Source organism: Streptomyces sp. NPDC003247 (genome assembly GCF_042888135.1).
In the GTDB taxonomy this organism is placed as follows: Bacteria; Actinomycetota; Actinomycetes; order Streptomycetales; family Streptomycetaceae; genus Streptomyces.
Genome location: NZ_JBIAPF010000009.1, coordinates 308,007 through 322,597 on the forward strand (window position 1 = coordinate 308,007; position 14,591 = coordinate 322,597).

1 protein-coding gene is annotated in these 14,591 nt (G+C 73.9%); it reads right to left on the minus strand.

Features of this window, described 5'->3' with window-relative positions; translation table 11 throughout:
- Window positions 1-21 precede the first annotated feature (21 nt).
- On the minus strand, window positions 22-14,577 hold the full coding sequence (locus ACFYWQ_RS29545; protein WP_389520474.1) for a hypothetical protein: 14,556 nt from the start codon (window positions 14,575-14,577) through the stop codon (window positions 22-24).
- Window positions 14,578-14,591 lie beyond the last annotated feature (14 nt).

A 14,591-nucleotide genomic window follows, 5' to 3' on the forward strand; every position in this document is an offset into this window, starting at 1 on the left:
GGCGCCCGCTGTCCGCCGGGGTCAGTAGTCCTCGTCCTGATCCGGCGGGGGCGGTGTGCCGAAGCGCGGTCGGCCGGGCGGTGCCCACGTGGTGTGCCTGGTGTGCTGTCCTCTGCGGTGCTGGGGCTGGTGGCTCGACGGGTAGCCGGTGTGGTGCCCGGTCCGGTGACCGGTGGGGTGGCCGGTGTAGACCGTCCCGCCGGACACGTGGGTGCCGCGGCGCGAGAGGGCGGGCGCGGGAGCGGGCGCCAGGACGAACTGCCCTCCGCCGGGCACCGCCCCGCCCCAGCCCTGCGGGGGCACGGTGAGTACCGGCGTGGTCAGGGGCTGGGTCTGGTACGCCGAGGGGGCCACGGGCGAGGGGTCGTACACCGCGTAGGACACCGTCCCGGACGGCGGGCCGTAGTCGACCGTCGGGTAGGGCACCCCGGCGGTCGGCGCGCCGGGGGTGACGGAGGGGAAGGGGGTCGCCGGCACGGTCGTGTAGAAGGTCCCGCCGGTCGACCGGCTCGGTGAACTCCCGTACCACGCACCGTAGGCGGGCTCTCCGCCCGGCCCCGGGGACAAGGGGGCCGGAGGCGGCGAGAAGTCGGACCTCGGGGCCCTGCGCGGACCGGTCCAGGAACCCTCGGCGGGGCTGAGCCCGACGGTCCTGAGGACCTGCAACGGCGCCGCCATGGGGGTCTCGGGGTAGTCGTCGTAGACGCTCGTGCCGTAGGAGGGGTCGGGGATCGTGCGGCGCTCCAGAGCCTCATGCTCGCGTTCCAGGTCCACGCGCATGCGTTCGTCCAGCAGTTCCTCGATGGCCGACCAGGCCGCGTTGCGGGAGCCCGAATGTCTGTCCGAGGTCTTGCCCTTGGCGGACATCGACTGGCGGCTCGCTTCCACACGCTGATGGCTGTCCAGGTCCTTCCGGACACCGGCCTCGATCTTCCGAAGTCGTTTCTCCATGTCGTCGGCGGCGGTCTGCAGCCCGTGCAGGTCGGTCACGCGCGACAGGGCGGTCACATCTCTCTGGGCGTTCTTCAGCATCGTGTCGAAGGCGCGCAGCAGATACCCGTCGTCGGGATTGTCCTCGAACTTGCTGACGTGGTCGCGGCGGACGCGCTGCGCGCGGACGAGGCGGTCGTTCGCCCTCCCCTGGTAGATCGTGGCCACCTCGTGCCATCCGCGTGCGGTGGTGACCGTCTGCTGCCCGAGCTTCTCGATCTTCGCCCAGTCCTGCGGTCCGGACGCCGCCGTGTGGTTCTCCTGGCTGAGGATCCGCCATTCTCCGCCCGGGGACCGCCACAGGAAGTTCGTCGCCTCCGCGTAGACGTCTTCGAACGGAGGCATGTACTTCTCGTCCCCGTACCACGCGAGGACGTTGTGCTCGTTGCGGAACATCCGAGCCGGCTGGATGTTGGACCGGCTTCCGGGCGACTGGTAGTGCCAGGCGGTGAAGTTGCCCGGTATCCCGCTCTCGGTCACCACCAGGGCGCAGCCGTTCATTCCGGGGGTGAAGACGAAGTCGGCGCCGCCCGAGGCGACGGCTCCCGCCATGGGTACCTCCGTGTGGCCTATCAGGTCGGTGTCATGGGCGGAACCGGGCAGGTAGGGGATGAAGAGCGAGGTGAGGTAGCCCTTCTCATCACGCATCCGGGGCGGGGTACGACCCTGCATCATCGTCTGCAGAGCAGAGTCGAACGATCCGTACGCGTGCCAGTACATCTCCACCGCCGGGGTCAGGATGTACACCGGCTCGCCCTTGGTGCCGGTTCGGTTCGGATCCGTGACCAGGACGAACCAGTGCTGGTCCTTGTCCGCCATCCACCGCACGAAGGCGTCCGGATCGACTCCGCGCGTGGGGTTGCGCAGTTGCAGTCCCTCGTGCATGCGGAGGAGCAGCACGTTCTTCTCGAGGAACTTGTCCGGCGCGTTCCGGAATTCCTCGGCCGCCTCCGCCTCGGACCGTCCCAGTCTCTGACTGCTCGACTCCGCCGTGTACGTGACGCGCGGCGGCGGGGCGGAACCGCCGCCACCGCCCTTCTTGCCGAGGAGACCGCCGAAGAGGCCCTTGCCCCCCTTGCTTCCCTTGTCTCCCGTGCCGGCCTTGCCCTTGAACATTCCGCCCGCCAGGTAGCCGCGTTCGGCCCGGGGGCGGCCCTGGGCCAGTCGGCGGGAGAGGTCCTCGGCCTGCTCCCTGTCGTCATGGGCCAGCAGGTCCAGCGCGACCGCGTAGACGGCCAAGTGCCCCGGATCCATGGTGGCGAAGGCGGGCAGGCTCTTGGTCTCCGGTTCGAAGCGCTCCAGTTGCTGGTGGGTGCGGACGATGTTGTGGGCGGCGGTGATGTGTGGGGAGAGCTCGATGTCGAGCGGCCATTCCCCGGCTAGGCGCTCCCGCAGGGCGGCGGTCTCCTCGTCACGGACCTGCTCGTCGCCCTTCTCCTCGTCACCGGTTTCCTCGTCCCGAGGCGGCCAGTTCACGGTGATCGTCGCCGCGCGGTGGGTCAGCGGGTCCTCGTAGAGCGCTCTCGGGGTGTCGTCGTAGGCCGTCTCGAAGGTGAAGTCGGCGAGGGTGAGCGGGGTTCGGGCGGCGGGCTGGAGTTCGCGGAGTCTGCGTTCCAAGGCCGACTTGAGCGCGGCGCTCGTGTCGGCGGCCCGCAGCAGTCCGCTTTCCCGGGTCGTGTTGGCGGCGCCCTTCACCGTGATCGCGGTGGGGCGGCCGCCGGGCCGGCGTTCGCGCAGGGCCCGTACGGCGATGCGGTCGGCCAGGTCCGCGATGTCCCGTCGTGCGCGGTCCGACACCGTCTTCTCGCCCCGGCCGAACAGCACGCGGGTCGGTGTCTCGGCCCGCTCGTGGCGGTCCTCGGTGGCGGGCTCCCGCAGCGGCGTCCACTCGACCTTGTCGCCCGCCTCGGCGCCGAAGGTGACGGACGCGGTACGACGCCGGTACGGATCCATGCGGCGCTGGTCGGCGGTGTCGTCGTAGCCGTAGACCAGGGTGAGGTCGCGCGTGGTCAGCGGGCGCCCGGCGCTGCCCGCCTGGAGGGTGCGCAACTCGGCCGCCAGGTAGGTCTCCAGGAGCCGTGCGACGTTCCTGGCCCGGGCGCGTCCGGTCAGCCCGGCGTGGCCCGTGCTGTTGCCGCGTCCGGTCACCCGCAGGGCGCGCGGGGGGAGTTCGGCGGCGTGGTCGCGCAGCAGCTCCGGCGCGATCCGCCGGGCCAGCTCGCGCAGTGCCCGGCGTTCGCCGTCGGCGGGGGTGCGGGAGTTCTGCGGGAAGTGCACCGTCAGGGGCTGGTCGAGCGGGTGCGCGGGAGCCGGGGAGTCCGTGTCGGGCCGGGGCGGCAGGTCCTTGTCGGTGTCGGGGGACGGGAGGGCGGGGAGGTCCTTGCCGGCGGTGGAGTCGGTGTCCGCGGGCGGGAGGGCGGGGAGGTCCTTGTCGGTGGTGGAGTCGGTGTCCGTGGCGGTGAAGGCCGTTCCGCCGGAGACGTCGGTCTTCGTGCCCAGGGGGCCCGCGTGGATCACGGGAGTCGGCGCTGTGCCCGTCGTGGTGGGGGGCACGGACGGGAACGTCTCGGCGGGGGCGGGCTCCGGCGCGCCGAAGAGGGCGCGGAAACCGGCGTAGGCCTCGTTCTCCGCGTCCGTCGCGGCGCGCGGATTGACGGGTCCCGGGAAGGCGGCGGTGGCGGCGGGGCCGTAGAGCCGTTCCAGGAGGCGTGACAGGCCGGGCACGTTCTCCTCCACCCATGCGGCGCCGTTCCGTCTGCTCCGCCCCGTGTAGGGGTCACGGCCGGTGTTCACGCCCAGGTAGAGGTTGGTCAGCTGGGCGAAGAACTCGTACTCGTTCGTCGCGGAGTAGTTGTCGACGGGGTTGCCGTCCTCGTCCCGCCGGATGCCGTCGGGCCACACCCCGTCGCTGCCCTTGTCGAGCAGGGCGAGGTAGGCGGCGTGCACGAGCGCCTTGTCGGCGGCGTCCAGGCCGTGGTGGTGCACGGCGTGGGCCGTCTCGTGCACGGTGTACGAGTAGCCCTCGGGGGCGGGGAAGAGTCCGGGTATGTCGGGGCTCTCGCCGAGCAGGTTCTCCTCCGGAACGGCCACCACCGTGCCGATGTTGGCACCGCGGATGTCGTCGAGGGCGTCGCCGCGGGTGGTGCTCGCGTCCCGGAAGGGGGCGATCTCCGGCAGGCTCGTCAGGGGCAGGCCCCTGGCCACCAGGACCACGTGCGCGCCGCTCGTGAGGACGCGCGCCGCGACCGCCGGGTCGCGCAGCAGCCTGGCGATCTGCGCGTGGGCGGCGTGCCGCGCGGAGACGGGGCGCTGCACCTGCGGCGGTACGTCCACGATGAGCTGGGCCGCGATGCCGGCGAACTCCTCCGCCGATGTCACGGAGGCGGCGAGGGCGTCGACCAGCTCGGGATCGGTGGCCAGCCGGCGCCGCCGCGCCGGGCTCAGCCAGGACAGGGTGCCCAGCCGCGCCAGGTCCAGCACGGTGCGGACCCGTTCGGCGACGGCCTCGGTGTCCGTGCCGGACGCGGTCCGGCCGTAGACGGTCTGGAGGACGGTCAGCACCCGCGGGTCGTGCTCGGCGATCCAGGCGGCGCCGTTCGGTGCCGGTTGCCCGGTGAGGGGGTCGGTGCCGGTGTTCACGCCCAGGTAGACCGCGCTGAGCCGGGCGAAGTACTCCTCGACGGACGTGTGGGCGGGGGTGCTCCCGGGGGTGGCGGCGGGGGTGGTGGGGGTGGTGCGGCGGACGCCGTCGGGCCAGAGGGCGTCCGCTCCCGCGAACCGCCGGGCCAGATAGGCCGCGCTGAGGGTGGCGCGGGCCGTCTCGTCCAGGGCGTGCCGGTGCAGGGCGTGGGCCATCGCGTGGACCGTCGCGGGGGTGGAGTCGGTGGCGGGGTGGGAGGGCGCCGGCGTGTCCTCCCCCGCCGGTCCGAAGAGGCCGTCCTCGGTGAGGGCGATGACGGGCCGGCCGTTCGGGCCCCGGGTCACGGCCGGACCGGTGGGCGTGGTGCGCGACGCCCGGCCGAGCCGTACCGTCACGCGCGTGCCCTGGGCGAGCAGGCGTGCCGCCGTGTCGGGGTCGGCCAGCGACGCCGCGACCTGCCGGACCGCCGTCGCCCGCGCCTCGGCGGACCGGGACTCCCCCTCGGCCACGTCGACCATCAGCTGGGCGGCGAGCGAGGCGAATGCGGTGGGCTCCAGCGTCGCCTTGAGCTGTCCGACGATCACGGCGTCGGTGGCCATACGGACGCGGACGTCCGTCCGCAGCTCCGTGGCCCGGCCCTGGGCGGCGAGGCTGGTCAGCGACTGTACGGCCCGTGCGCGTTGGGCGTCGGCGGCCTGCTGGGGCGTGACCGGGGCGGGGGTGTGCCGGGTGCCCGCGCTGTCGGACTGGCTGGCGATCGGGGCCGCGTGGACGGGCGGCGGGGAGTCGGTGTCGCCCCCGCGGTCCGCGGGAGCGGGGCCGTAGAGGCGCTGGAGGAGCGGGAGCAGGTGGCGTTCGTGCTGGGCCACCCAGTCCGCCCCGTTGTTCCTGGCCCGGCCCGTGACGCGGTCGAAGCCGGTGTTGGTGCCGAGGTAGACGGAGGTCAACTGGCCGAAGTAGGCGGCCTCGTCGGTGGTGGAGTAGGGGTCGGCGAGGGTGCCGGAGCGGTCGCGGCGGACGCCGTCCGGCCAGGGGGCGTCGGGCCCGGCGGCGCGGCGGGCCCGGAAGGCGGAGCGCACCAGGCGCATGTCCTCCTCCGGCAGGCCGAGGGTGAACACGGTGCGGGCCGTGGCGACGACCGCCTCGCCGCGGTCCAGGGTCGTGTCGTCGTCCGCCCACGCTTCGAGGGCCCGCGGGGTGAGCACGGTGGTCCTGGCGGCGCTCAGCTCACGGACCCGGTCGTAGGACGTGCCGCGGCTCGTCCTGACCCCCTTGAGGTGCCGGAACGGGGCGAGGGCGGTGATGCCCCGGCGGGACGGCGGCGCCGTCAGGGACACGCCCTCGGCGAGCAGCCGTGCCGCGACGTCGGGGTTCCTGAGCAGCGGGAAGAGGACCGCCCGGGCCGCTTCGCGGAGGTCGTCGGCCCGGGTGTCCGTGCCGGGCACGTCCACCATCAGGTGCGCGGCGGTGTCGGCGAACTCCTCGGGGGTCTGCCGGTCCCGGAGGCCGGCCACGAAGTCGCGGTCGAGCGCCAGCCAGCGGCGGTGCTCGGGCGGGAGGGCGTCCAGGATCGCCGCCCGGGCGGCGGGGGCCGCCTGCGCGACGGTGGCCTTCACCTGATCGGCGCTCGCGGGTGCCACCGCGTCGGAGCGTACGGCGCGCAGGACGCCGTCCACGTCGTCGATGTCGGGGGCGTCGGTGATGTCGGCGGTGTCGGCCGCGCCGCCGAACAGGGTGCGTACGCCGTCCAGTCCGCGGGTCTCCTCCCGGACCTGGTCGACGGGGTTGACGGGCGCGCCGATCCCCACCTCCTCGACGGGGCCGTAGAGGTCATGGAGGAGGTCGCGCAGTTCGGGTTCGTTCAGGGCCGCCCAGGCCGGGCCGTTCTCGCGGGGGCGCTGGGTGTCCGGGTCGATGCCCCGGTTCACGCCGAGGTAGGCGTTGGTGAGCTGGGCGAAGTACTCGTGGACGCTGCTGGAGGCGTAGTTGTCCCGCACGTTGTCGACCAGGTCGCGGCGGATGCCGTCCGGCCAGGCGGTGTCGGCCCCGGCGTCGCGGCGGGCCCGGTAGGCGGCCTCGATCCCGGCGCTCTCGGCGTCGTCGAGGACGAGCGTGTGGATGGCGTGCGCCATCTCGTGCGTGGTCGTGGAGTGCCCGTGCGGCACGTCCTTGCCGAAGCTGCTCCCGCCGATCAGGTTCTCCTCGGGGACGACGACGAGGGCGCCCACCTGGACACCGCGGACCTCGTCCATCTCATGGCCGTCGGGGGTCACCGTGCCCTTCTGGTCCTCGAACTCCTCCAGGTCGGTGAGCCGGGTGTCCCTTCCCAGCACGCGCACCCGCAGTCCCGCCGCCAACAGGGCGCGCGCCACACGGGGGTTGCGCAGCATCCGGGCGACCACGACGTGGGCCGCCTCGCGGGCCGCGACCGGCTGGACCACCTGCGGCGGTACGTCGACCATGAGCTGGGCCGCGAACCGCGCGTACTCGTGGACGGGCAGACCGGCGCTCGCCGCCTGCTGGAACGCCGTGTCCTGGCCGAGCAGGGCCCGGTGCTCGGCGGAGAGCCGGACGAGCGAGCCGTCGGCCGTCCAGGTGCGGACGGCCGCGGCGGCGGTCTCGGATGTGACCGGCGGGAGGTCGGGCTCGGACTCCTCGCCGGGCGAACCGGCCCCGCCGAAGGCGTCGTCACCCGCCTCACCGAAGCCGTCGTCGTCCGTCCCGTCGAAGAACCCGGCCGCGTGCTCGCCGTGGGAGGAGCCGCCCCCGTCCGAGGAGGTGGTCGACTGCGGGGGCGGGGGCGGGAGCTGGCCCGGGAGCGGGGGGCCCGCCGGTCCGCTCGCCGGTACGGCCGCCGGGGCCGCGCGGTCGACCTGGTTCTCGCTCTCCTCGGTGAGATAGCCGACGTGCGCCCAGCGGGCGATCTCGTAGGGGTCCATCGCGGCGCCGTGCTCGGTGCCGTCGACGTCGCCGAGGCCGTAGGTGGCGGTCTGGTCGACGGCGGCCTTGGTGAGGGTCAGCGGGCCGGTCAGGAAGGCGCCGCCCGCCGCCAGTTCCTCCGCGTTCCAGCCGAGGATGCCGTCGTCGATCGCGTCGATCACCCGCCGGAAGAACGACGACTCGGGCACCGTCGACATCAGCGCGTTGCCGAACCGTCCGTGCCGCATGGCGTGCGACGCGACGTCCACCGTGCTCAACTCCTCCGGGCGCACGCCGAGTTCGCGGGCGAACTCCTCGCGCTGCTCACGGAAGCTGCGCTGGTCGCGGAACATGGGGCCGATGAGCGGGATGTCGGAGCGGCCCATCCTGCGCGCGTCGGAGAACAGGTCGACCGTGCCGGGTTCGAGGTCGACGTCCGCGTAGGTGCCGCCCTCGTACAGCAGGATGGCCAGCCGGGTGGCGTCGGAGGCGACCGGGAACGCCGTGGGGAGGGTGCGGGCGGTGTCGTAGAGGGTGCGGAGCTTGCGCAGCCGCTGGTTGACGAGCTGGAAGCCGGGGTCGTCGTCGGTCGTGGGCCGGTCCTGCGGGAACAGGTCGCGGACCGCCCGGAATCTGATGCCGGCGGACCGGAAGGCCGCGGCGGTCTCCTCGTCCCAGGTGCTCAGCGGCTTCTCGGTGGATTCGCCGGCCATCGTGACCGGGGTGGTGTCCGACCACAGCTGGACGGTCCAGCCGTGGTCGCGGGCCGCCTCGGACCAGGACAGGATGTTGGCGACGGCGGCGGGGGACAGCGGGCGGCCGACCCAGAAGAAGTTGACGGTCTTGGGCGCGGTCCCGATGTGCGCGGCGCCGGACGCGTGGCGCAGCTCCTCCCGCACCCAGTCCCGCAGCCGCGCGGCCTCGGCGTGGAAGCGGGTGCCCTCCAGCCGGGCGGCGCGCTTGCTCAGCCGGTCGTGCACGATCCGGACGGCGCTCAGCCGCGCGGTCCGCGTGAACGCGGTGACCCGGTCGCGTACCTGCTGTTCCTGTGCGTCGGTCAACGGGCCGTGCCAGCGGGTCAGTTCGCCCACCTTGGTGTCGGCCGGCGGCGGCGCGTGGTGCATCGGGGTCAGCTCGGGGTGGAGGCGGCCGACGGCCGCGTAGAGGTCGGCCTCCTCCCGGGTGGCCTCGACCGGGTTGGCGGGGCCGGTCCTCAGGAGCGTGGGGGTGGTGCCGTAGAGGCGTTCGAGGAGGTCCTTCAGGGTCTCCTCGTTGCCGAGCACCCACTGCCGGCCGTTGTTGCGGGGCTGTCCGGTGGCGGCGTCGAAGCCGGTGTTGACGCCCTGGTAGGCGTTGCTGAGCTGGGCGAAGTACTCGTAGGGGTCGGTGGAGGAGTAGTTGTCGACGGGGGTGCCGTTCACGTGCCGGCGCGGGCCGTCGGGCCAGGGCGCGTCGGGTCCCTCGGCGAGCCGCTCGGCGAAGGAGGTCTCGATGAGGGCGCGTTGGGCGTCGTCGAGGCCGTGCGTGTGGATCATGTGGACGAGTTCGTGGGCGGCGCTCGAATAGCCGTCGGCGTACGCGCTGCCCGGCAGGGCGGAGAGGGTGCCGAGGAGGTTCTCCTCGCTGATCGCGGTGTGCTTGTCGGCGGGGTCCAGGGAGGACCTTCCGCGTACGTCGTCCCAGACCCGCCCGCCGGACAGCACCCGTCCGGCCAGGGCGGTGAACGGCTCCACCCGGGTGAGGGGGACGTCCTTGGGGAGGACGGTGACCCGGGCGCCGCTGAGCAGCACGCGGGCGGCGGTCCTGGGGTCCCGCAGCAGGGCGGCGAGCAGCCGGTGCGCCTCCTGCCGTGCGGACACGGGCTGGTCGAGGCCGGGTGCCACCTCGACCAGGAGGACGGCGGCGGTCGCGGCGAAGTCGTCCTCGGACAGGGAACGGCTCAACTTGTCTACCAGGAGCGGGTCTTGGGCGATCCGTCGGCGTTCGTCGGGGGTCATCGACAGCAGGGCGTCGCGGCGGTCGGCGGGTGTCATGTGGACGAGGGGCAGGGCGAGGCCGCGCAGGCCCCCCAGGTCCGGGACGGCGGCGGGGAGGACGACGCGGGGCGGGACGGTCGCCGACGCGAGGTGCGCGGTGCCGGTGGTGGTGAAGGCCGTACCGCCGGGGACGGGGGGCGGGGCGGGGAGGCCGCCACTGCCGAACGGGCGCTTGGAGGACGGCCGTTCACCGGCCGGGCCCTGATCGGACCGCCCACCGGACCGCCCGCCGGACTGCCCACCCGCCGCGCGCTTCCCGGAGGGCTGCTCGCCGGTGGAGCGCTTGCCCGCGGGAGCCCCGGTGCGCGGGGCCCGGGACTCGGGACCGGGCTGGTGTTCCGCGAAGGTGCGGGCCAGGTCGTCGGTGTCGGCGATCTTCAGGGGGTCGCGCAGGATGGCGGCGGCGACGCCGTACACGGCGCGGTGGGAGAGCGGCAGGTCCCCGAAGTCGGGGCTCTCGTCCTCCCGGAACCCGGCGAGGCGCAGGTGCTTGCGGACGATCTCGGCGGCCATCTGAAGGGCCGCGTGGCGACTCGGGTTGACCGCGTTCTCGTGCTGCCCCCACTCGGTGCTCAGCACGTCCGGTCGCAGTGTCTCCTGCTCCAGGTTGAGCGGCGGGCTGAAGTCGACGGTGATCCGTACGGTGTTCGCGGTCGGCGCCCGCCCGGTCCGCCCGGCCGGGTCCGGTGCCGTGTCGCGGCCCTGCTCCCGGGTCTCGACGCGGAAGTCGCCGGCGGTGACGGGGTGGGTGCGGTACGCGGGCTGCCGGTCCGCCAGGACCTGACCGAGCCCGGCGCGGACGTACTCCACGGCGGCCCGTGTGCGGAGCGCCCCCACGTCCTTGGTGCCGGTGCCGGTCAGCGTGAAGCGCGACCGCTTGGGGGACAGCACCTCCACGGTCAGCACGGGCAGCGGCTGTCCCAGCATGGTGTTGGTCAGCGCCTGTTCCGCGACCAGTTCGACGAGGACGTCCAGCTCCCGCCGCTGGTCGGGGCCGAGGGCGGTGTCACGGGCGGCGAAGGTGAGCACGAGGGGTTCCGGACGCGGGGCGGCGGTCGCGGTCCTGGCCTCGTCACGGCGTCTGCGGGCGGACGAGGCGGCCGCGAGGACCTCGGCGGACGGCTGTCCGGGAGTCGTACCGTCACCCCGTGACGCGGACGGCTGTCCCGGGGTCGTAGCGTCACCGTCCCGCGCGGACGGCCGTCCCGGGGTCGTAGCGTCACCGTCCCGCGCGGACGGCTGTTCCGGCGTCGGGTTGCCGTCGCCCGGTGCGGGCGGGGCCAGGGCGGCGAGGAGGCCCGCGGTCTCGGGTGAGAGGTCGTCGAGCCGGGCGAGCAGTTGGTCGCTGGCGCCGTGACCGCGCAACACCTCGACCAAGGGAGCCAGTTCGGGACGGCCGGGCGGGGCCGCGTGGGCCGTCGTCGACCAGGGGGCCGCGGGCGGCAGGGTGTCCAGCGGGCTGTCGGTCGTCACAGTCCGGTCGGTGATCATCACCGGGGCCGCGCCGATCGGGTTCATCGCCGAGTAGTGGTTGCGGCCCTCGTAGAAGAGGTGCAGGGTGTGCGCGGCGGACGGGTTCAGGGGGTTGGCGAAGGCGAGGTCGTCGAGCCCCTCCACCGGCTGTACGGCGACGATGTTCAGGTCGAGGGCCAGCGCGGTGAGCGCCGGCACCTGGTCGTAGAACGGTGTCGTCCACATGTCGACGTTCCGTACGGCACGGTCGGCGGCGGCGCTCGGCGTGAGCCCGTGCATGTCCTGGAGGCGGGGGAACATCCGGGTCAGCCCCCCGTGCGGGCTGATCAGCTCGGCGTAGAGGGCCTGGCTGCGCGGGGTGACCGTGGCGAGCACGCGGTCGGCCTCCTCCCGCAGGGAGGCGAGCTTCAGGTCCTCCACGAGACGCGCGCGGTCCTGGTCGCGGATCAGGGCGGGGTCCGGGGTGAACCCGGGCAGCAGCGCCGCGGCCATGCCCGCGGTGAAGTCGCCGACGATCGTGCGGTCGGCGGGGTCGGCGATCCGGCGCTTCAGCTCGTTCACATACTGCGGGCGGCCCAGGTCCTGGTCGATGCGGCGGAGTTGCTCGGGCGTGGGCTGCGGCGCCCGGTGCCCGAGGAGGTCCTGGAGCTGGTTGAGGGTGAGGTCGTTGACGAGGATCCGCAGGGACGAGGGACCGGAGTCCAGCTCCGCGCGCCGCGCCACGGCCCTCGGGTCGCTCCCGGTGAGCCAGTCTCCCACCCGGTCGCGCAACTGCCGTACGGTCAGGTCGCTCAGCGGGGAACCGGTCAGCTGCCGGGAGGCACCGGCGAGCATCGAGGTCATGAAGCACTCGCCGTTCGGTTCCACCCGCAGCACCTCGAAGGGGCGGTCGTCCACGGCGACCGTGCGGAACACCTCGCGGGGCGCGTGTCCCGGCAGCGAGCGGTCGGGCCGCGGAAGGGCCGGGGCTGCGGCGTCGGGGCGGCTGCGGGAGGTGCTGGTGGACGCGGCCGGGCGCGGCCGGGCGCCCATGAGGGGCTGCCGCGTCCTGCCCCGGCCGACGCTCGCGGCCGTCTCGGACGACGTGCTGGAGGTCGTGGTGGAAGCCTTGGGGGCCTCGGGGGCCTTGGGGGCCTCGGGGGCGACGGGGCCGGTGGTGCCGGGCGTCGCGGAGTCGGTGGCGGTCCTGGACTGCGCGGGGAGGGGGACGGCGGGCAGGCTGCGGATGCCGCCGGGGCGGACCGGGTCCGTGCCGGACGAGGTCGAGGTGGTGGGAACGGCGGACGGAAGCGGTGTGGAGGTCGTCGTGGTCGCGGTGGGCCGGGCGGGTTCCACGACCGTCCTGGCGTCGGTGTCGCCGGACGTCTGCGGGGTGCGCGGGCCGCGGGGGCCCTTCGTACGCTCCGGGCGGGTCCGGCCGCCGGACGTGCTCGCGTCGCCGCTGCCGCTGCCGGACGCGCCGTACTGCCGTCCGGAGGCTCCCCGGCCGCTGCCGCCGGGCAGGTAGGCGCGTTCCGCGCGGGGCCGCCCCTGGGCGAGCTCACGGGACAGCGCCTCGGCCTGAACGATGTCGCCGTGGGCCCGCAGGTCCAGGGCGACCGCGTAGACGGCGAGGTGACCGGGGTCCAGGGTCGCGAAGTCGGGCTGCCGGGCGGGCGCGAACTCCGCGAGCTTCTGGTGCGTGCGGACGATGTTGTGGGCGGTGGTGATGTCGTTCGGGCGCGGCCTGTCCGCCGCCCAGGTGTCGGCGAGTTGCTCGCGCAGGCCGTCCCAGGAGGGCTCGGCGGCGGGGTCCCCGGACGTCGTGGTCGTCCCCGGGGTCGAGGTGGTGGTCGTGGCGCGGGCGGTGTCCGGGCCCGCGGCGGTACGGCCGGGAGGCGTGGCGGCGGTGCCCCGGCCCGCCTCGTTCGCGGGGGCGGCCGTGCCGCGGGGGTCCGGCGGGGGTGTGCTCCCGGTCGTCGGAGCGGTGCCGGGGGTGGCGGGTGTCGTGGTCGTCGCCGTGGTGACCGGAGTGGTCGTGTGGGGAGTTGTCGTGGGGGGAGTTGTCGTGGGGGGAGGTGTCGTGATCGGCGTCGGGGTGACCTGGGTCGCGGCCTCCTCCTCGGCCGGTTCCGTCGGGGTGCCGGTCCGGTCGGTGTCCGGCGTCTGTCCGGTCTCCTGGTTCTCGCCGGGTACGGCCCGTTCCGTGACGGGCCGGGTGCCCGTGCCGCCGGTCGTCCGGGGGGCGTGCGCCGACTCGGTGTCCGTCGCGCCGGTGCCGGTGGGCGCGGTGACGCGGGGAGCGGTGACGCCGGGTGCGCCCACGCGGTCGAGTACGTCGACGGCGTTGACGTCCGTGCCGAGGTTCGCGCGGGTCTTGGCGCTCACGGCCGGGGTGGTGCTTGCGCCGCGGGTCGTCGTGGAGCCCGTGCCGCGGGACGACGTGGGGACCGGGCTTCCCGGCGCGACCGTCGTCCCGGTCGTCCTGGCCTCCAGGTCCGAACCGTCGTACGCCTGGCGGACGGTGCCGACGCCGCCGCTGACCGCGTCGCCCAGCATGCTCGTCGTCTGCTCACTCACCGCCGACATCCAGAACGTGTTCAGGAACGCCGTCGGCGAGAACGGCGCACCGTAGAACAACGCCATCAGCGCCGCCTCCGGCAACGCCTCCGTCAACCCGTCCGCGATGCCTTCCGAGATCCGCCGCGGCGACGACGCCAGCCACTGCCCGAACGACCGCGACGTGTTCCCCGTCCCGGCGGCCGGCAGATCCCGCCCCGACTTCGACAGCACGTCCTCGGACACGTCCTTGAACAGCCCCCGCGTCTCACTCCGCGTGAACAGCCCGTTGAACCGGTCCGCCAACCCCCGCAGCGGACCCGACAGCCACCCCGCCGCACCACCGAACGCCGCGCTCTGCCACACCGCCCGCCAGTCCACCCCCGACGGCCGCATGTCCGGATCGTTGAACGCCATCAGCCCCAGCCGCACCACCAGCGTCTGGAACGCCTCCTCCAGCGCCTCGCTCAGACTCGGCAGCAGATGCGTCCGCCGCAGGAACAGATCCAGCACCGTCAGGAACACCGCCGTCGAGCGGGCCTTCGCCTCCGCCGCCTGACCCGCCGCCGCCGGATTGATCCACGCCGTCGCCGCCAGGATCGCCAGCTCGATCAGCAGCCGGATCAGCTCGGCGACGATCTGCCACTTGCTCTCCTGGATGTTCAACGACTGGTCACGATGACCCGCCGCCACGTTCCGCAGGCTCCGCTCGTACTCCCGCAGGTAGTTCGTCCCCCCGTCCGCCCCCGTCAGCACCGACATCGCCCGCACGTACTCACGGCCCGCGTCACCCGGCAGCGAATCGCCGATGTGCGCCACCGAGTACCCGATGTCCTCCTCGAGCTTCCGCATCCGCCGCCCGAACTCGGCCAGCTCCTGACTGGAGAGCCTCGCCTTCGTCTCGCTCGCCTGCGGAAACCCCGTGCCGATCAACACGATCAGAACAGCATTCATCGCCTCCGAGACCCTCAGATCACCCATGGTCCGATTCCCGC